At 69.2% G+C, this 18,318-nt stretch carries 16 protein-coding genes; 4 read left to right on the plus strand and 12 right to left on the minus strand.

The genetic code is table 11. The annotated features are described in order from the left end of the window. Positions 1-14: 14 nt before the first annotated feature. Both FB390_RS01150 and FB390_RS01155 read right to left on the minus strand, forming a co-directional pair. A complete protein-coding gene (locus FB390_RS01150) occupies positions 15-593 on the minus strand; it encodes a sigma-70 family RNA polymerase sigma factor (protein ID WP_067784912.1) in 579 nt (192 codons plus the stop codon). 145 nt (positions 594-738) lie between these two features. Then, positions 739-1,551 carry a hypothetical protein gene (locus FB390_RS01155; protein ID WP_141807279.1) on the minus strand — a complete coding sequence of 271 codons (813 nt, stop codon included), beginning with the start codon at positions 1,549-1,551 and terminating at the stop codon, positions 739-741. Between the two features lie 670 nt (positions 1,552-2,221). On the opposite strand from FB390_RS01155, the gene FB390_RS01160 reads away from it, so the two are divergent. The 3 genes from FB390_RS01160 to FB390_RS01170 all read left to right on the plus strand — a co-directional run bounded on the left by FB390_RS01160 (position 2,222) and on the right by FB390_RS01170 (position 3,804). Beyond that, positions 2,222-2,515: a WhiB family transcriptional regulator gene (locus FB390_RS01160; RefSeq protein WP_067784918.1), complete on the plus strand. Its 294-nt coding sequence runs from the start codon at positions 2,222-2,224 to the stop codon at positions 2,513-2,515. Positions 2,516-2,975: 460 nt separating this feature from the next. Next, positions 2,976-3,551 (plus strand): sigma-70 family RNA polymerase sigma factor, encoded by a 576-nt coding sequence (locus tag FB390_RS01165; RefSeq protein ID WP_067784921.1) that lies wholly within the window; start codon positions 2,976-2,978, stop codon positions 3,549-3,551. Position 3,552: 1 nt separating this feature from the next. Next, positions 3,553-3,804, plus strand: a complete 252-nt coding sequence (locus FB390_RS01170; RefSeq protein WP_141807280.1) for an RskA family anti-sigma factor — start codon at positions 3,553-3,555, stop codon at positions 3,802-3,804. A gap of 195 nt (positions 3,805-3,999) precedes the next feature. Here the strand turns inward: FB390_RS01170 and groL are convergent, their stop codons facing one another. Then, positions 4,000-5,610, minus strand: a complete 1,611-nt coding sequence (groL, locus tag FB390_RS01175; RefSeq protein WP_141807281.1) for a chaperonin GroEL — start codon at positions 5,608-5,610, stop codon at positions 4,000-4,002. A gap of 182 nt (positions 5,611-5,792) precedes the next feature. Further along, on the minus strand, positions 5,793-6,095 hold the full coding sequence (gene groES / locus FB390_RS01180) for a co-chaperone GroES (protein WP_067784927.1): 303 nt from the start codon (positions 6,093-6,095) through the stop codon (positions 5,793-5,795). A 713-nt stretch (positions 6,096-6,808) separates the two neighbouring features. On the opposite strand from groES, the gene FB390_RS34575 reads away from it, so the two are divergent. Continuing rightward, complete coding sequence (locus tag FB390_RS34575) at positions 6,809-8,473, plus strand: DUF7159 family protein (protein ID WP_141807282.1); 1,665 nt, start codon at positions 6,809-6,811, stop codon at positions 8,471-8,473. Positions 8,474-8,850: 377 nt separating this feature from the next. On the opposite strand, the gene tsaD is transcribed toward FB390_RS34575, so the two are convergent. From tsaD to FB390_RS01225, 8 genes are all read right to left on the minus strand, one after another. Then, the gene (gene tsaD / locus FB390_RS01190; RefSeq protein ID WP_141807283.1) at positions 8,851-9,894 is read right to left on the minus strand and encodes a tRNA (adenosine(37)-N6)-threonylcarbamoyltransferase complex transferase subunit TsaD; all 1,044 of its coding nucleotides are present in this window, start codon (positions 9,892-9,894) and stop codon (positions 8,851-8,853) included. Further along, positions 9,891-10,409 (minus strand): ribosomal protein S18-alanine N-acetyltransferase, encoded by a 519-nt coding sequence (gene rimI, locus FB390_RS01195; protein ID WP_141807284.1) that lies wholly within the window; start codon positions 10,407-10,409, stop codon positions 9,891-9,893. The genes tsaD and rimI overlap by 4 nt, the downstream gene beginning before the upstream one ends. Then, a complete protein-coding gene (gene tsaB / locus FB390_RS01200; protein WP_141807285.1) occupies positions 10,409-11,110 on the minus strand; it encodes a tRNA (adenosine(37)-N6)-threonylcarbamoyltransferase complex dimerization subunit type 1 TsaB in 702 nt (233 codons plus the stop codon). The genes rimI and tsaB overlap by 1 nt, the downstream gene beginning before the upstream one ends. 101 nt (positions 11,111-11,211) lie before the next feature. Beyond that, on the minus strand, positions 11,212-11,661 hold the full coding sequence (gene tsaE, locus FB390_RS01205) for a tRNA (adenosine(37)-N6)-threonylcarbamoyltransferase complex ATPase subunit type 1 TsaE (protein WP_067784936.1): 450 nt from the start codon (positions 11,659-11,661) through the stop codon (positions 11,212-11,214). Between the two features lie 186 nt (positions 11,662-11,847). Then, complete coding sequence (locus tag FB390_RS01210; protein ID WP_141807287.1) at positions 11,848-12,105, minus strand: hypothetical protein; 258 nt, start codon at positions 12,103-12,105, stop codon at positions 11,848-11,850. A gap of 928 nt (positions 12,106-13,033) precedes the next feature. Beyond that, positions 13,034-14,146, minus strand: coding sequence for an alpha/beta fold hydrolase (locus tag FB390_RS01215; RefSeq protein ID WP_141807288.1), 1,113 nt, complete (start codon positions 14,144-14,146; stop codon positions 13,034-13,036). 54 nt (positions 14,147-14,200) lie between these two features. After that, entirely contained in the window at positions 14,201-15,349 is a 1,149-nt protein-coding gene (gene alr / locus FB390_RS01220; RefSeq protein WP_141807289.1) for an alanine racemase, read from the minus strand. A 1,467-nt stretch (positions 15,350-16,816) separates the two neighbouring features. Then, positions 16,817-18,256: an NAD(P)H-hydrate dehydratase gene (locus FB390_RS01225; RefSeq protein ID WP_141807290.1), complete on the minus strand. Its 1,440-nt coding sequence runs from the start codon at positions 18,254-18,256 to the stop codon at positions 16,817-16,819. Positions 18,257-18,318 lie beyond the last annotated feature (62 nt).

Genomic DNA, 18,318 nt, shown 5'->3' on the forward strand with positions numbered 1-18,318 from the left:
CGCGCTCGCCATCCCTAGCCATACATTTCACCTGCCCTCGCCACTTGTGACTTCAGTTTCGCGAGTGCCCTGTGCTGGGCCACTCGTATCGCGCCCGCCGTACTGCCCACGGCGACCGCGGTTTCTTCCGCTGACAAACCCATGACCAATCGCAGGATCAGGATCTCTCGGTGCTTCTCCGGAAGGGTCGCGAGCAAACGGTTCATCTGCCTGCTGGTTTCCGATTCGAGAGCGCGCTGCTCCGGTCCTTGGTCGGTGGATATGACATCTGGTACTTCGGCCATCGCCTCCGCCTTGTTACGGGCGGCGTTGCGATGTGCGTCGGCGACCTTGTGCGAAGCGATTCCGTATACGAAGGCCATGAAGGGCCTACCCTGGTCTTGATACCTGGGCAAGGCTGTCATCACGGCCAGACATACCTCCTGCGCAACGTCGTCCGCGGAGAGCTGTCCACGCTCCGCCGCGCCGATACGCGCGCGGCAGTACCGGACAACCAGCGGGCGGATCAGCTCTAGTACCTGAGCTAAAGCGGATCTGTCGCCCTGCGCTGCGGCAGCGACGGCGAGGTCCAACTCTTCGCCCGTGTGCGTCATCGTCAGAGATATTCCTGGCGTTACAAGTGGCACCGGCCCGATGACCTGTGCTTCCGCCGAAGCGGCGGAACGGATCTAACAATAGCGATAGACAGCGCGGAACCGAGCAACATGGTCACTTGTCTCGACAACGCCGCGCCGACCGCTACGCGGCGCCCGGTGGCCGAAAACGCCCGCCACGACGGGCGATTCCCGCGGCGCACTGTTCGGCCTCGCGCGCGGCGTCCGGATCCGACAGCCCGGAACGGAGCATCGCGCACGCCCACCGCAACGGAAGCAGATCGTGCTCGCGACACTCGTCCGCGACCGTGTCGGCCAGCGCTCGGGAGTGTTCCAAGTCACCCGAAGCGGCCGTCGCGGCGGCCACCAGGAGGCGGGATTTGACGCGGTGCCGCACCGAGGGCGTGGCCTCGGCGAGGGCCAAGGCTTCGCGCGTGTGCGGCAGCGCCTCGCCGGCCGCGCCGGACGCCAATGCGGTCTCGGCGCTGACCCAGTGCCACCGGATCCAAGCCCGCCACCGCAGGCCGTCCGGATCGAGGGCGGCGCGGCTCCGGTCGAGCAGTCGCCGCGCCAGCGCGAGGCGGCCCGCCCCGAGCGCGTCGGCGGCCAAGCCGGTGAGCGCGTCGCAGACCGCGTCCGTCCGGTCCGGCGCGGAACCGGTCGGCGGGACAGGTTGGAGTTCGCCGCCGGGCAACGCCCACGCGGCGGCCCTGCCGTCCGGGCCGGAAGCCGCGACGTGCCAGCCGAGTTGGCGCAGCAGCGAGCCCGCGGTGCTCGCGGCGAGCGAGAGCAAGACCGGATCGGTCGTCCGCCGCCGCACGGCGGCCAGTTCCGCGCGGGCCGCGGCGTAGCGACCCTGCCCCCCGAGAATCACCGCCCGGTGCCACGAACTCAGGGCGTCCGGGGCATCCGGCAACTCGGCAGCGGCGAGGCCGGGGCGAGCACCGAAGGCTCCCATAGCGAGGACTTCATATCGGACATCCACCGTCGGAACTGGCGCGAACACGGGCGAACTCTATACCGAGCGCGACCGACGACGGCGCGTAGTAAAAGTGCGCCCGAGCCTCTGGCAACTTGTCAGCATTTCTGGTACGAAGCCCATGTTTCCATCAGGTAAATCTCGTGCCGGCATTGCGAGATCATCCGCGACACAAATTCACGCGCGTTTCGCGCAATTAACCTCTGCGCCCCGTTTCCGCCATCTGGGGGGCTCTCGGCAACAGCCCGTACGGTGGCCACCATCACGTCGGTTATCTGTCCCCCATGGAACCAGTAACCTGTGAGCTTTCCCAAAAAAGTCGGACTACCTGCGGAAACAGCCACATGCCCCGGACAGAGGTGGTCCAGCCACGTACTGGCCAACCGAACAGTATCACCGGAACCCACGTTAAAAGTAAACAGCGGGAAGGTTAAATCTCGCCATTGCCCATTTGGAAAACCGATGCGTCGAACTATTGACGTAATTTCGCGGCTGCCCCTAACGTAGCTCATCGCCACCGACGGCGCCGCGCGAAATTGCAGCGACCGGAAGGGCGACCCCGGGACGCCGCCGATCGCATGCGTCCCGCAACTGTTGCAGACAAACTGCTCGACAACGCCGACGAGCTCGCATTACGAGGAGTTCACCAATGCCCATGCCGACCCACCTCCCCGGACCGAACGCCGACGTCTGGGACTGGCAGATGCGCGGTTCCTGCCGAGGCGTGGACTCCGCCGTGTTCTTCCATCCCGACGGCGAACGCGGGCGCGCCCGCACCGCACGCGAGATGCGGGCCAAGGAGATCTGCCGCGCCTGCCCGGTGCTCATGCAGTGCCGTAGCCACGCGCTGAAAGTCAGCGAGCCCTATGGCATCTGGGGCGGCATGTCGGAGACCGAGCGCGAGATGCACGCGCGGCGCAACCGCCGCCGCATGGCCGTCTGAGCAGCGACCGGCCGTCGCCCGGCAGCCGCGACGCGAATCCGCGACCCATCCGTATCGCGCGGCGCGCCGAATGCCTAGCAAATAAACGGCCACTGAAACACCAGATGCACGATCACCGGCCGAACCGCGTCGGCACACCGCTGTCGTAGTTCGGAACCGACGCTGACGCGCGGCATCGGGCGGTCACCACCGCTGCACCCGCGGTCGCGGCGAGCAGAAGCCGCACGGTTGTCGCCCGGTGGCGAGCGGGAGCTGTTGGCGTGTCACATCTGAATTCGCCCGGCGTTTGGGAGTTCACCGCAAAGTAGCTGAGCTGCTTGCGGTTTGCTGGCACCCCACTGGAAGGAGGCGATAGCGGCACGCTACGGTAGTGACCGATGACACAGAATGGAGCGTTGTGACAACGCGGCCGCCAGCCGCAGAGGGCGACTCGTTCCGAAGAGAAGCCTTCCCACCGAGTGTGGATTCTGCGGTGTCGGCACGCGCAGCCGAAAGCATCGAACTAGCCGCTCTCTTGCACCGTTGCGGTCAGTCCGATCAGGAAGCTTTCGCCGAACTGTACGACCGGACGTGCGCGCGCGTGTTCGGTCTGGTGCTCCGGGTGCTGCACGATCCGGGGTACGCGGAGGAGACCACGCAAGAGGTGTATCTCCAACTCTGGCGTACCGCAGCCAGCTTCGACCCCGCGAAGGGGTCGGCGGTGACATGGTTGATGACGCTCGCCCATCGGCGCGCGGTCGACCGGGTCCGCGCCGAACAAGCCCATACCCAGCGGGAAGTCGCCTACGGGATAAGGGTTCTCGGCAACGAGTTCGACGAGGTGACCGAAGAGGTCGAGCGCAGGCTCGAACAACAGGCCGTTCTCGAAGGACTCACCGGCCTCACGGAAACCCAGCGAGAAGCCATCTCGCTGGCCTACTACGGCGGCCGGACCTATGCGGAGGTGGCCACCTACCTCGGCGTAGGGTTACCGACCGTTAAGTCCCGGATTCGGGATGGATTGACACGACTGAAGAAAAGTTTGGGGGTGACGTGAGATGAACGAAGCCCAGATCGATCTCGCGCACACCGTCGCGCTCGGATCGATCGACGACGAAGACCATCACGCGGTTCAGGAATTGCTCGACGGCGAGGACCCGGTGCTACGCGCCGAGTTCATCGCAGAGGTACAGCAGGCCAAGGACGCTTTGACCGCGCTCGCGGCGGTGACGGCCACCGCGCCGCCCGCCGCGCTCCGGGGTCGGTTGCTCGCGGCCATCGCCGCCGAGCAACCCCCGGTTGCCTCCTAGCGACGACTTCCACTGCGGCTCGCCGCTTTCGGCTCGCGCGTCCACCGCGCTGCCGACTCTCGCTTCGGCGATCTCGCGCGCTCCGCGCCGCGCCTCACGGACGAGGCAGCGGCGTCGTTGAGCCCTCCGCCGCCCCCGAACGCCGAAAAGGCCCCCGGACGCTCGCATCCGGGGGCCTTTCGCACGCTCGTCGCGTCAGTGCGCGTGACCGTGGTGACCGTGGTCGTGCGCCTCCTCGGCGGGCTTGTCGACCACGGCGCTCTCGGTGGTGAGCACCATGCGCGCGACCGACGCCGCGTTGACGACCGCGGAACGGGTCACCTTCACGGGGTCGACGACACCGTCGGTGAGCAGATCACCGTAGGTGAGGGTGGCGGCGTTGAAGCCCTCCTTGCCCTCGGCGACCTTGCTGACCACCACGGCGCCGTCCAGGCCCGCGTTGGTGGCGATCCAGTACAGCGGCGCCTGCAGCGCCTTGCGCACCACCTCGACGCCGATGGCCTCGTCGCCGGACAGCGAGTCGCGCAGCTCGACGAGCTTGGCGCCCGCCTGAACCAGCGCGGTGCCGCCGCCGGGCACGATGCCCTCCTCGACCGCGGCCTTGGCCGCGCTCACCGCGTCCTCGACGCGGTACTTGCGCTCCTTGAGCGCGGTCTCGGTGGCCGCGCCGACCTTGATCACCGCGACGCCGCCCGCCAGCTTGGCCAGGCGCTCCTCGAGCTTCTCGCGGTCCCAGTCGGAGTCGGTGGCCTCGATCTCGCGGCGCAGCTGCGCGCTGCGGGCCGCGATGTCCTCCGCGGTGCCCGCGCCGTCGATGATCGTGGTGTCGTCCTTGGTGACGACCACGCGCCGGGCCTTGCCGAGCAGCTCCAGACCCGCCTCGCGCAGGGTGACGCCCAGGTCCGGGTTGATGACGGTGCCCGCGGTGACCACGGCGAGGTCGTCCAGGAACGCCTTGCGACGGTCGCCGAAGAATGGCGCCTTCACCGCGACGGCCTTGAGGGTCTTGCGGATGGAGTTGACCACCAGGGTGGACAGCGCCTCGCCCTCGACGTCCTCGGCGATGATCAGCACGGCCTTGCCGCTCTCGGCGATCTTCTCCAGCAGCGGGAGGAAGTCCGGCAGCGAGCTGATCTTCTCGCGGTGCAGCAGCACCAGCGCGTCTTCCAGGACGGCCTGCTGGGTGTCGGTGTCGGTGACGAAGTAGGGCGAGAGGTAGCCCTTGTCGAACTGCACGCCCTCGGTGACGACGAGCTCGGTCTCCATCGTCGAGGACTCCTCGACGGTGACGACGCCGTCCTTGCCGACGGTGGTGAGCGCCTTGCCGACCATCTCGCCGAGCTCCTCGTCGCGCGAGGACACGGTGGCGACCTGCGCGATGGCCTTCTCGCCGGAGACCGGGGTGGCCGCGGCGAGCAGCGCCTCGGAGACGGCGTCGGCGGCCTTGGCGATGCCCGCGCCGACGGCGATCGGGTTGGCGCCCGCCGCGACGTTCTTGAGGCCGCCGCGCACCAGCGCCTGGGCCAGCACGGTCGCGGTGGTGGTGCCGTCGCCGGCCACGTCGTTGGTCTTGGTCGCGACGCTCTTGACCAGCTGCGCGCCCAGGTTCTCGAACGGATCCTCGAGGTCGATGTCGCGCGCGATGGTGACGCCGTCGTTGGTGACGGTCGGGCCACCGAAGGCCTTCGCGAGCACCACGTGGCGACCGCGCGGGCCGAGGGTGACCTTCACCGCGTCGGCGAGCTTGTCGACGCCGCGTTCCAGAGCCCGGCGAGCCTTCTCGTCGAACTCGATCTGCTTTGCCATAAGTCCTTTTCCTTGGATGCCTGGGCGACGGGCTCGGTCCGGTGGGCCGTGCGGATGCCGCCCGGTGGGCTGAAACGACGTTGCCCCGGCCCCGCTGGGAGGGGTGCCGGGGCAACGTCGTTACGACTCGATCCCGGGCGGGGCCGGGAAGCGCGGTCCGGTCCGGACCACGCCGAGCGCGGTCACTTGCTGACGACAGCCAGCACGTCGCGCGCGGACAGGATCAGGTACTCCTCGCCCTGGTACTTGATCTCCGTGCCGCCGTACTTGCTGTAGATGACGACGTCACCCTCCTGGACATCCAGCGGGATGCGCTTCTCGCCTTCGTCGTCCCAGCGGCCGGGGCCGACGGCGACGACGGTGCCTTCCTGCGGCTTCTCCTTCGCCGTGTCCGGGATGACCAGGCCGGAGGCCGTCGTCGTCTCGGCCTCGTTGGCCTGGACGAGGATCTTGTCCTCGAGCGGCTTGATGTTCACGCTCGCCACGTTGAGCCCTCCACTTTCAGGGGATTTACGGTCGTCCGGAACTGTTGTCCCGGACCATCGGTTCGGTCACGGTGCTGACCCTGCGCATAGCCCCGTCGTCGCGGGTGCCGGGACCCCTGCTCAGTAGTCACAACTGCTGACATCCGGCGAACGCGTAGGGTGGACGGTTGCCCGGCCGACCGTGTTCACCAGTGCCACTAGCACTCTATACACGAGAGTGCCAGCGCTCAAGGCCGGGCGGTGCCAATTGCGCGTCGACGTTTCCGACACGCCCGGACGTTTCGGCTTGCGCTGACCAGGGTTCGCCACCCCAGAGCCTCGGGGCTTTCCATTGGTTCGCGAAATCTGTAACGTTCGGATAACGGATTGTGACAGTATTAGCGACGGTCGATCCTCGGTCCGCCATGTTCATCACGAACCGGCGTCCGGGGGAGGCATCGAGCGTCACGAAAGAACCAGCACAGCGTCACAAGTAGTACTGCGTCACAGGTAGCACAGCTTCACCGGTTGCACAGCGTCACAGATTCCGTTGCGCCACAAAGCTTCACCCAGAGGGCAAGTCCACACGTGATCCAAGGCCGGTTCCAGCGACCCACCCGGACGGCGGTCCGGCCGGATCCCGAGTCCGGATCGCTCGCCGACAAGGCGACGGTCCGGAAGTCCATTCGAGATGGTCGGCGACACGATGACCATCCGCTCGAAGGGAGGTGAACATGCGAACGTCCCTCGGCATCTCCGCCGGGAACGAGGTCGTGTGCTCGGCGCTGGTCGCCACGGCGTCGAACGGCGCCCAAAGTTTCGACTACCGAGTCGTTTCCGCCGACGCGGCCCATTCCGATATCGGTGATCTCGTCGCGTCCTCGATCGACCTGATGACCACCCAGCTGCCGACTCAGCAAGTGCCGCACGACATCGCGTGGCCGACGCAGCCGGTCGGCGTCCGCTTCGCGGGCACCGTCGCGACGGGTATGGAAGCGGCGGCGGGCAAACCGCCGACCAGCGTCGCCGTCGCCTACCGCAACAAGGAACAGGCGCAGGTGATCCGTTCGGCCACCGGCAAACAGCGCGAGCTGAAGCTGGTGCCGGAAGGCACGGCCGCGCTGACCTTCCTGCGCCACACCGGCCTGCTGGACCGCTACGAGACGGTGGCCATCGTCGACCTCGGCGCGACCGGTCTGAGCGTCACCGTCGCCGATCAGGCCGACGGCAATGTCCTTCACTCCGAACGCATTCACGCGATCAGCGGCAACGCCATCGACGACCTGATCTACCACCACCTGCTCGACGTGCACTACGCCAGGCGCGGCACCAGGCCGAACCGCGGCATGCTGACCAACCGCGGACGCGCCGCGAAGGAACATCTTTCGGTGGCGCCCGCGGTCACCATCGACCATGTCGCGGGCCGCCCGCTCAAGCTCACCAGGGCCGATTTCGAGGAGCTGATCGGCGATCTGCTGCGCGACATCGCCCGGTTCAGCGCGGCGGTGTTCGCGCGAGCGCCGAAGAAGCCGCAGGCGGTGGCGGTGATCGGCGGCGGCGCGAACATTCCCGCGGTCCTGCGGATCCTCGAACGTGAGCTGGACGTGCCGGTGCTCACCGTCGACGATCCGGAGGCGGTGATCGCCAAGGGCGCGGCACTGGTGGCCGATGCCGCACAGCCGTCCGGCTTCCCGGTGACCGCGCTCGGCGGCGACGCGCCGGCGGGCACCTTCACCAAGGTCATCGGAACCCTCGCCGGAGCCATCGTGGTGGTCGGACTCGTAATCGGCTACGGCTTCAAGACCTTCGCGCCGACGTCGGACGAGGAGGTCTCCCCCGCGGGCACGACCAGCAGCGCCCTGGTGCCCACCGCGCCCGTCACGGTGGCGCCGCAGACCGGCACGGGAACCGACACCTCCGGCGGTCGCGAGACGGTCAACCGGACCACCGGCTCGACGCCGCCGGTCACCGAGGACGCCGGTCCGTCGTCGACCCGCACCGGCGCCGTGTCCACACCGTCGCCGAATCCCACACCGTCGGCTGCGCCGATCCCCTCGGTCCAGCCGACGCTGCGCCCGGACCCGAACCTGCCGCCCATCCCGTTCCCGGAACTGCTGGGCCCGCTGCTGAATCCGCCCGGCGGTTCCTCGGTGCCCACGCAGCAGAACCGCGAGGAATACGGGCCGTCGACCAGCCCGCCGCCTCCTGCGGGCGGCCCGTCGCAAACGCCCGCGCAGACTCGGATCCCGTTCACACCGCCTCCTGCGAGCGCCCCTTCCCAGGCGCCCGCACAAACCCGTATCCCGTACCCGATGCCCCGCTCCAATTCGGGCTCCGCCCGGCACGGCACGGTGAACGCGCTACCGCTGCTCGAACTCGAGTTCGCTCCGCACGACTGAACGAGCCACGACAGCCGGACAACTCGCTCCGGCGAGGACCGATGGCCGAGCGATTCGCTTCGGCCATAGGGCCGACTGCGCTGACCAGACGACCGACTCAGCCGAGCGACTCGCTGCCGAACGACCGATCTGGCCGAACGAACCCACGCTGGCCGAAGGATGTGCAGGGCAAGCGATTCGAACCGGTCCGCGGGTACGTCACTCGGCAGACGCGCACGGCTGGGGAGCGCTCGCTGCCGACCGAAAGGACGCCCGGATAAGCGATTCGGGCCAGCCCGCAGGTACAACCGCCCGGTGGATAGCTCGGTCGCAAGGCGATGGTGCACTCGGCGCAGGTGCTCGAGCGGGCGCCGACTTCGGCGCGGGCGCGACCGCCCTCAGGCGATCTGGCTGACCGAGACCGGCAGGCCCGGGTCGGTGGCGACCGTGAGCGGCGAGGGTTTCGCTCCGCCCGCGATGACGTGCGCGCCGAGGGCGGCGATCATCACGCCGTTGTCGGTGCACAGCCGCGGTTTCGGCACCCGCAGCGTCAAACCCGCCGCCGCGCAGCGCTCTTCGGCCAGCGAGCGGATTCGCGAGTTGGCGGTGGCGCCGCCGCCGAGCACCAGGGTGCCGACACCGACGTCCTGGGCCGCGCGGATGGCCTTCATGGTCAGCACGTCGGCGACCGCCTCCTGGAAGGACGCGGCGATATCCGGAATCGGCAGGTTCTCGGTCGCGACCCCGGCGCGCTGCGCGGACTCCACGTGGCGGGCGACGGCGGTCTTGAGACCGGAGAAGGAGAAGTCGTAGCGCGGGTCGCGCGGCCCGGTCATGCCGCGCGGGAACGCGATCGCCTTCGGGTCGCCACTCGCCGCGGCCGCGTCCAGCGCGGGCCCGCCGGGGAAGCCGAGACCGAGCAGCCGGGCGACCTTGTCGAACGCCTCCCCCGCCGCGTCGTCGACCGTGCTGCCGAGTTCGACGATCGGCTCGGCCAGATCGGTGACGTGCAGCAGGTGGGTGTGTCCGCCGGACACCAGCAGCGCGACGCAAGACGGCATCGGCCCGTGCTCCAGCGTGTCCACCGCTACGTGGCCGCCGAGGTGATTGAGCGCGTAGAACGGCACATCCCACGCGGCCGCATAGGCTTTCGCGGCCGCGACGCCGACCAGCAGCGCACCCGCGAGCCCGGGGCCGATGGTGACCGCGATCGCATCGGGCTTTGCGATACCCGCCGCGGAAAGCGCCCGGCGCATGGCGGGCACGATCGCCTCCAGGTGCGCGCGCGAGGCGATCTCCGGCACCACGCCGCCGAAGCGCGCGTGCTGATCCACGCTGGAGGCGACCTCGTCGGCGAGCAGCTCGCAGCTGCCGTCGGGATTGCGCCGAACGATGCCGACTCCGGTTTCGTCGCAGGAGGACTCGATGCCCATGACGATCACGACAACACCTCGTCGGGAAGCGGGAGCGCGGTCAGTTCCGGCCTGCGCATGGTGTAGGCGTCGGCGCCGCTGGGTTGGTAATAGTTCTTGCGCAGACCGATGATGTGGAAGCCGTGCTTGGCGTAGAGCGCGATGGCGGGGGCGTTGTCGGTGCGCACCTCGAGGAAGACCGGTCCGCCGCGCTTGCCCGCCTCCGCGAGCAGCGCCTCCAGCAGCAGCGTGCCGATGCCCGCCCGGTGATAGCTCGGGTCGACGCCGATGGTGTGCACCTCGGCCTCGGGGTGTTCCGCATCACCCAGCAGCGCCACGCCCGCGTAGCCGACCATGCGGCCGTCCTCGGCGCGGGCGGTGATGTAGCGGTTGTGCGAACCGGCCAGCTCCGAGCGGAAGGCGACCGCATGCCACGGATCGTCTTCCGGGAACAGCAGTTGCTCGAGTTCGACACAGCGCTCGATGTCGTCCGCGTTCATCGGCTCGATGTGGAAGGCGTGGGCGCGTACGTCTTCGTCCACCATCACGCTCCCGTCCGATCGAGGGTGCGGTACGCGTTCTCGACGGCGTCCGGCCTGCGCAGGTACAGCGGCACCAGCGGTTCCGGCACGGCGCGCGCGAGCACTTCGGCGGCGGCGACGCGCACCAGGCCCGCGGGCGAGGGCGTCTCCGCCGGAAGCACCGGCAGGTCGAACAGATCGACGTGCGAGGCGGAGCCCGCGATCGCCGTGGCCGAGCCGTGGTCCAGCGCGGCGGGCTTGATCACATCCGGTCCCGCGACGCGGATGCCTGCGCGGTAGCGGGCCCAGTACACCTCGCGCCTGCGCGCGTCGGTCACCACGAGCAGCTCACCGTCGGCCGCGAACTCGCCCTGGGCGAAGACGTCCGAGGCGATCGCGTCCAGACTGCACACGCCGTACACCGGGATGCCGAGGGCGTCACCGAAGGCCGCCGCGGTCGCCATGCCGACCCGCAAGCCGGTGAACGGTCCTGGCCCGACACCGGCGACGACCGCGGCGATATCGGTCCTGGAACGGCCTGCCTCGGAGAGGCATTCGAGGATCTGCGGGGTCAGCACCTCGGCGTGGGCGCGGGCATCGACCCGGACCCGCGAGGAGACGGTGCGCAGCTCGGCCGCGGTGACCGCATCGGGCGCGGCCTGCTCCAGTTCCACCAATCCCGCTGTAACGGCGGGTGTCGCGGTGTCGACAGCTAGTACAAGCATGATTGGCCCAACGATACCGGGTGGTACCTCGACGCGGCGCGGAGCTACCGAGTAGCTAAATCCGCAGGCCGATCCGGCGGCAGGCCCACTGTGACCTGCGTCTACTCGACCCACTCCCAGACCGCGGTTCGCACATCGGATTCCGGTTCTCTGGTCAGCAGCACGCGCAGATGCCGCTCGGCGAGGTGCTCGACGACCCCCAGGCCCCACTCCACCACGACCACCGCCTCGTGCAGATCGGTGTCGAGGTCGAGCGCGTCGAGTTCGTCCAGATCGCCGCCGAGCCGATAGGCGTCCACGTGCACCATCGGCACCGGCGCCGCGCCTTCACGCCGACCCGCCCGGTGCTGCCTGGCGATGATGAAGGTGGGCGAGCTCACTCGGCCCTGCACACCGAGGCCCTCGGCGATGCCGCGCGTCAAGGCGGTCTTGCCCGCGCCGAGCGGACCGTCGAGCACCACGAGATCGCCCGCCCCGAGTTCGGCGGCCAGTTCGCGGCCGAGTGCCTCGGTGTCCTCCACGGTCGGCAGCGTTCGCCGTTGCTGCGTCACCGCCGCCCTCCTTCTCGCCCTGCCGCTGATCGGGGTCGAGCGTACCGGCGCGGTCGCGGTCGGCCGCGAGCAGCTTCGCGATCGGCGCTCACCCTGCTGACGCCTCATCGGCCTCCTTGGCGGGCCCTGTTCCCGACCACCGCTCACAACGACGACACCTCGTCGGCTGACGGGGCGCGGCCGGCTTCACCCCGCCGAAGCCTTGTCGGTTTCCTCGGCGCGGAAGCCCGGCGCCGACAGCTTCGCGACTACCGCCCAAACCGCCGAGGCGGCATCGACGTCGTTGGCGCGGAAGACGCGGCGCCACCACCGCTCACCACTGACGCCGCATCGGCCTCCTCGGCGCGGAAGCATCTGGCGCGAACAGCTTCCCGATCGGCGCTCACCCTGCCGAAGCTCTTCGGCCTCCTTGGCGGGGCTCTGTTCGCGACCACCGCTCACCACGACTACACCGTGGCAGCTCGTCTGGGCGCGGCCAACTCCTCCGACGGCGTCCCATCGGCTGCCTCGCCCGGAAGAACCCGGTGCGAACAGCTTCCCGATCGGCGCTCGATCCGGCGAGGCCGCGTCTGCCTCGCGGAAGAGCCCGGCACGAACAGGCCTCGCGTCCGCCGCTCACCCGACGACACTGCGTCGGCCGCCTGAGCGCGGCCAGATCACTCCGCCGACGCCTCATCGGCCTCCGCGGCACGGAAGAACTCGGCGGCACCGCTCACCCGCCGAGGCTGCGTCGGCGTCGGCGGCACGGCTCACCCGCCGAGGCCGCGTCGGCGTCGTTGGCGCGAAAGAACCGGCCCGAACAGCTTCCCGATCGGCGCTCACACCGCGGAGGCCACGTCGGAATCGTTGGCGCGAAAGAACCCCAGCGCGGTGCGGTTCGCCTCCGCCGCTCAGCCCAACGGCGCCGCGTCGGCCGCATGGGCGCCGCCAGCTTCACTCCGCCGACGCCTCACAAGCCTCCGCCGCGCGGAAGACTCGGCGGCACCGCTCACCCGCCGAGGCCGCGTCCGCATCGTTGGCGAAAAACCGGCCCGAACAGCTTCCCGATCGGCGCTCACACCGCCAGGGTCACGTCGGAATCGTTGGCACGGAAGAACCCGGCGCGGGCGTTGTTGACGTCGTTGGCGCCAAAGAACCTCGGCGCAACTAGGTTCCGTTCGCCGCTCAGCCCCACGGCGTCGCGTCGGCCACATGGGCGCGGCCAGCTTCACCCGCCGACGCCTCATAGGCCTCCGCAACGCGGAAGAACCCGGTGCCACCGCTCACCCGCAGAGGCCGCGTCGGCGTTGGCCGAAAGAACTCCGGCGCGACCCGGTTCACCTCCGCCGCTCACCACGACGACGCCGTGCCGGCTGACCGGGGGCGGCCCGCTTCACCCGGCCGATGCCTCGTCGAGTTCCTCCGCGCGGAAGAACCCGGCGCGTACCAGGAGCCGGTGTAGCGCGTCGTTGATGGTGTCGGGGAATTGCAGGTGCGGCATATGGGCGGCCTCGGCGAGGCGGATCAGTTCGCTGTTCGGCAGTTCGCGGGCGAGGGCGCGCGAGTTGCGGAACGGGATCACCAGATCGTGCGCGCCGCCGAGGACCAGCACGGGAAGACCGGCCAGCGTCGGCAGGGCGGCGGACTCGTCGTGCAGCTCAATGGCTTTCAGGAACTTGACGATCGTCTCCACCGGGGTGTCGTCGATCATCAGCGTGCTGAATCTGGACAGCGTCGGGCTGACCGGGCCGTGGAACGAACTCACGTGCAGGATCGGCGTGATCAGGTGCCGCACCGTCGACCGACCGGCCTGCACCAACGCGGGCGCGGTGTGCACGGCGAGCCGGAAGCCGTCGATCGCCGGATTGCGCAGCAGCTGGGTGATGCCCGCCGCGGTGACTTCTGCGGCCGCAGTGGAGATCAGTGCGATCGCGATCACCCGTCGCTCGAACAGCTCGCGGAACTGGGCCGCCGCCGCGAGCACGGCCATACCGCCGAGCGAATGACCGACGAGCGCGACCGGTCCGGTGGGCGCGGTCGCCTCGATGACGGCGGCAACGTCGCGGCCCAGCTGCGCCACGGTGCAGCTCTCGGTGGTCGGTGTGCCGGAGCGCCCGTGCCCGCGCAAGTCGAAGAAGACGAGCCGAACCGCTGCGCCCCAGCGCTTTTCCAGGTCGCGCCGCTGAAAGTGGAAGGACTCCATGCTGTTGCAGAAGCCGTGCACGAAGACGACGGTCAGTGGCGCGTCGACCGGACCGCACTCGCGGGTGGCGAGCCGGACGCCGTCTTCGGTGACGACCGCGCCCGCCCGGTCATCGGCCATGAGCGCGAAGTTCTCGTCGCGGTATTCGTCGCGACGCGCGGGCCAGAGCACTCGCGCGCCCGCGCGGCGCAGCGCGTGCGCCCCGGCCAGCGCGCCGACCATGCCCGCGGTCGCCATCCCGCCGCGCCAGATGTTCGTGTGACTGTTGTTGCCCCGCAGTGCTTTCGGTCGTCGCGCTCGCATCGAGAACCCCTCATCTGTCGGCGGAACGCACGTCGACGAGTCCAGCACACGCCATCAGGACGGGCAAGCTCCGACGTGTCGCCGCGCGACCCGTCCGCGCGGCGAGCAGACGATCTCGTAGTGGATCGTGCCGAGCACGTCGGCCCAGTCCTGGGCGACAGGCTGGTCCGGGCCAGCGCCGAACATGATCGCGTTGTCGCCCTCGGACACGCCCGCGGCGTTGTCGCCCAGGTCGACGACGAACTGATCCATGCACACGCGCCCGACGTTGGGGCGGCGCGCGCCGCCGAGCCACACGTCGAAGCGGCCGCTCAGCGGACGGAACACGCCGTCGGCATAGCCGGCGGGGATGAGGGCGACGGTGGTGTCGTGCGGCGCGATCCACTGGTGTCCGTACGAGACACCCTCGCCCGCGGCGACCCGTTTCACCAGGGCGACCTGGGCCTGGAACGTCATCGCGGGGCGCAGGCCGAAATCGCCCATCTCCGGGACCGGGCTCAGGCCGTACACCGCGATGCCGGGGCGCACCATGTCGAAGGCCAGGTCGGGGCGGGTGACCGCGGCGGCGGAGTTGGCCAGGTGCGCGACCTCGGGCGGCAGGCCGTGCCGCTCGGCGGCGGCGATGGCCTCGACGAACCGGTCGCGCTGCACGTCGAGGAACGGGTGGTCGGGCTCGTCGGCGTGCGCCAGGTGCGAGAAGATCGCGCGGAACCGCACGACGCCCTCCGCGACCAGGTCACGCAGGGCGGCGAGGACCTTCGGGTATTCGTCCGGGGCGATGCCGTTGCGGTTCAAACCGGTGTCGACCTTGAGGGTGACCGTCGCGGTCTGGCCGATCCGCCGCGCCGCCGCCTCCACCCACTGCAGATTCGGGAGCGAGGAGACGCCGATCTCGATGTCGGCCGCGATCGCCGCGGCGTAGTCGGAGCCGGAGTTGTGGAGCCAGCACAGAATCGGCGCGTCGATCCCGGCCGCGCGCAGGTCCAGCGCCTCCGGAATCGTGGTCGTCCCGAGCTCCCGAGCCCCCGCCGCCAATGCGGCCCGCGCGACCTCCACCGCGCCGTGGTTGTAGCCGTCGGCCTTCACCACCACCATCACCGCCGCGTCTCCCGCGTACTCCCGCAGGACCCGCACATTGTGGGCAATAGCATCGAGATCGACGACTGTCTCCACTTGCGCACTCACAACAGCCGATCCTGCCATTCCGGGTATGGGCGCTGTCAGGGAGTACCGATTCCGCTGGTCACTGGGGTGTGCCAGAGGGTGACCGGTGAGAAGTGGAGGTGGGTTCGGCGGGGTTTGGGGTGGGGTCGCAGTGGTTGTGGAAGTGAAACGGTGGCGTCCACGGGGGTGGGGTTGGGCCTTGTCAACCCGGCTAACGCGTCCAGCCACTCCCCGGCAATCGGCGATCGGTTCGGCGGTTCCGTGAGCGGGCGGATGAGGAGGTGGGTGGCCGATGGTCGCGGGGCCTAGCGGCTGGATCGCGGGGGGCGAGATGGTCGCGTTGTCGTGGGCACCTCGCGTTTGGATGGTGGCTGGGGATCGGGTCCGTCGTTTTCGCCCGGGGGCCTCACGTGCGCGTGGCTGTTGGAATCCGGTTGGTTGCTTCTGGTGGGCGAGTCGCGTTTGGGCTGGTGGCTGGGAATTTGGTCGGTTGCGTTCTGTGGGCGACCCGCATTCTGGCTGGCGGCTGGGAAACCGGTTGGTCGCGGTCTGGCTGGCGAATCGCGTTGGGGGTGGTGGCTGGTGAACCGGTGGGTCGCGCTCTGGTGGGCGACTCGCGTTTGGGGTGGTGGCTGGTGAGCCGGTGGGTCGCGCTCTGGTGGGCGAATCGGCATTCGGGGTGGTGGCTGGGAAACCGGTGGGTCACGTGCTGGTGGGCGACTCGCGTTTGGGGTGGTGGCTGGGAATCGGGTTGGTCGCGCTCTGTGGAGCAACTCACGTTTGGGGTGGTGGCTGGGGCGAGACTCCAAGAGCTCTACGCCCTCGCATAGTGCGCCTACCCAGGTATTCCTCGAAGCAGTGCTGGGCACGACGAGTGCCGTACCCGACTTACCTCCCGCAGTCGGGGTGGGATAGCGCAACTCCCAGCCCGGTCCACCGGCTGTGGTTACGTCCACAGAGCCGGGATAAGAGAGCGGCGAAATCGACGGGAGAGAAATGGTGGTTACCGAGGCGGTTTCAACCACCATATGACTACCGTCGAAACCATTTCACTATCGACGGTAGTCAAATGGCGGTAGAGCCCTTGACACCAGAGGAGCCAGAAGAGCCCACAACCGACAAACGCGACATCACCCCTCCCGTCACCGCCCCACAACGCAACCACAGCCGGTCGACCACGCTGGAAGTCGAACCCCATGCACCCAACAGCGGGAGGTAAGCCGGGTACCCCACCTAACGCGCCCAGCACCGCTCACGGGCAAACCATGGCAGGCAAACCAATTCGAATCAGCGAACCCCGGGAACCACGTTCGAGACGCAACCCCGAACCGAACCATCGCCACCCGCTTCCCCACCACTGGAGAAACCAGCACTCGGCACACCAGCCTCCGGCTGTCACTGCTAAGCCATTCAGCACATGCCCAGCCCCGCCATCAAACCCGGGGCAACGTCGGGGCAGCGCCGCCACCGGATCGCGCACACAGCACCAAAACACCCCAGCCACCTTCACTCACCCAACGAACGCAAGGTGCGAATGGCCGCGCGAACGTGACCGAGGAGCGGCGTCGCCGAGATCGGCGCAGCGGTGGGATGGTTCTCGTGGGCGGCGAGGTTGGCAGCCAAAGCGTGAACCCGCGCGGCGGCAGCGGCGGACCAGGCGGAGTCGCACCCGGCGGCGAGCAGGCCTCCGATGACACCCGAGAGGACATCGCCCGCGCCCGCGGTGGCAGCCCAGGAACCGCCCGCCTCGTTGACGAACACCGGTCGGCCCGGCGCGGCAACCAGGGTGGCTCGGCCCTTGAGCAGCACGGTGACCTGCCATTTCTCGGCGAGATCGCGCACCGCGCCGATCCGATCCGGGCCCACTTCCTGACCGGTCAGCCGAGCGAATTCCCCGGCGTGCGGGGTCAACACCGTCGGCGCGGTCCGGCCGCGCACCAGGTCGGGGGCGGCGGTGAGCAAGGTCAGACCGTCGGCGTCGACCACTGTCGGCAGGTCGGTGGCGAGTATCTGCTCTAGCCGTTCGCGAGCGGCCGCGTCCGTGCCCGAACCTGGGCCGAACACCCAGGACTGCACCCGACCGGTATCGGAAACACTTTGTGCCGCAATCACTTCTGGGAAATGCGTAAGCACTTGCGACGCACCGGTGCCCGCGTAGCGCACCATGCCGGAAGTGGCCGCCACCGCGCCGCCCGTGCACAAAACGGCCGCGCCGGGATAGGTTTCGCTGCCCGCGCAGATGCCGGTGACGCCCTGGGTGTACTTGTCATCGGTCGGCCCCGGTACCGGCCACCGTGCACCGATCTCCGCCGGTTCGAGTGCGGCGAGTTCAGGTTCGGGGAGCTCTAAACCGATGGGTACCAATTCGATTCGTCCACACCACGGCGCGGCCAACGCGTGCACCGGCTTGTACGCACCGAACGCGACCGTCACCGCCGCGCGCACCGCGGGCCCCGCCACCGCCCCGGTATCCGGATCGACACCGCTCGGCAGATCCGCCGCCACGATTGGAACGCTCACCCCCGCGACGAGTTCCGCGGCCCGCGGCCGCAACGGGCCGCGTCCGGAGATGCCGACGATGCCGTCGACGACAAGATCGGGCGCGCCGACTTCCTCGCGCACCCGCCCACCCGACGCACGCAGTGCGGCAAGGCCTTTCGCGTGCGCGCGGGCCGGGTCGAGCAGCACCGCCGTCACTTCCACGCCTCGTCGGCGCAATTTCGCGCCCGCCCACAGGGAATCGCCGCCGTTGTCGCCGGAGCCCACCAGCAGCGTCACGGCCCGCCCCGCGATGCCCCCGGTCCGCGCGCGCAGCTCGCTCGCGACGATCGTCGCAAGGCCGTGCGCCGCACGCTGCATGGGCATCCCCTCGGGCACCCTCGTGAACAGTTCGGCCTCGGCAGCGCGCACTTCATCGGCGGTGAAATAGCCGCGGTGAACGGACATCGGCGCCTCCACTGGTTGGGGACCTGAGTGCTTCGGGCTGGCCGCCCGTCCGGACACTACCT

Source organism: Nocardia bhagyanarayanae (genome assembly GCF_006716565.1).
Lineage (GTDB): Bacteria > Actinomycetota > Actinomycetes > Mycobacteriales > Mycobacteriaceae > Nocardia > Nocardia bhagyanarayanae.

Excerpts from the sequence above, each read along its gene's own strand:
- FB390_RS01150 (WP_067784912.1), bottom strand. The coding sequence starts at position 593 with ATGACGCACACGGGCGAAGAGTTGGACCTCGCCGTCGCTGCCGCAGCG.
- FB390_RS01155 (WP_141807279.1), bottom strand. The coding sequence starts at position 1,551 with ATGGGAGCCTTCGGTGCTCGCCCCGGCCTCGCCGCTGCCGAGTTGCCG.
- FB390_RS01160 (WP_067784918.1), top strand. The coding sequence starts at position 2,222 with ATGCCCATGCCGACCCACCTCCCCGGACCGAACGCCGACGTCTGGGAC.
- FB390_RS01170 (WP_141807280.1), top strand. The coding sequence starts at position 3,553 with ATGAACGAAGCCCAGATCGATCTCGCGCACACCGTCGCGCTCGGATCG.
- groL (WP_141807281.1), bottom strand. The coding sequence starts at position 5,610 with ATGGCAAAGCAGATCGAGTTCGACGAGAAGGCTCGCCGGGCTCTGGAA.
- FB390_RS34575 (WP_141807282.1), top strand. The coding sequence starts at position 6,809 with ATGCGAACGTCCCTCGGCATCTCCGCCGGGAACGAGGTCGTGTGCTCG.
- rimI (WP_141807284.1), bottom strand. The coding sequence starts at position 10,409 with ATGGTGGACGAAGACGTACGCGCCCACGCCTTCCACATCGAGCCGATG.
- tsaB (WP_141807285.1), bottom strand. The coding sequence starts at position 11,110 with ATGCTTGTACTAGCTGTCGACACCGCGACACCCGCCGTTACAGCGGGA.
- FB390_RS01215 (WP_141807288.1), bottom strand. The coding sequence starts at position 14,146 with ATGCGAGCGCGACGACCGAAAGCACTGCGGGGCAACAACAGTCACACG.
- alr (WP_141807289.1), bottom strand. The coding sequence starts at position 15,349 with ATGGCAGGATCGGCTGTTGTGAGTGCGCAAGTGGAGACAGTCGTCGAT.
- FB390_RS01225 (WP_141807290.1), bottom strand. The coding sequence starts at position 18,256 with ATGTCCGTTCACCGCGGCTATTTCACCGCCGATGAAGTGCGCGCTGCC.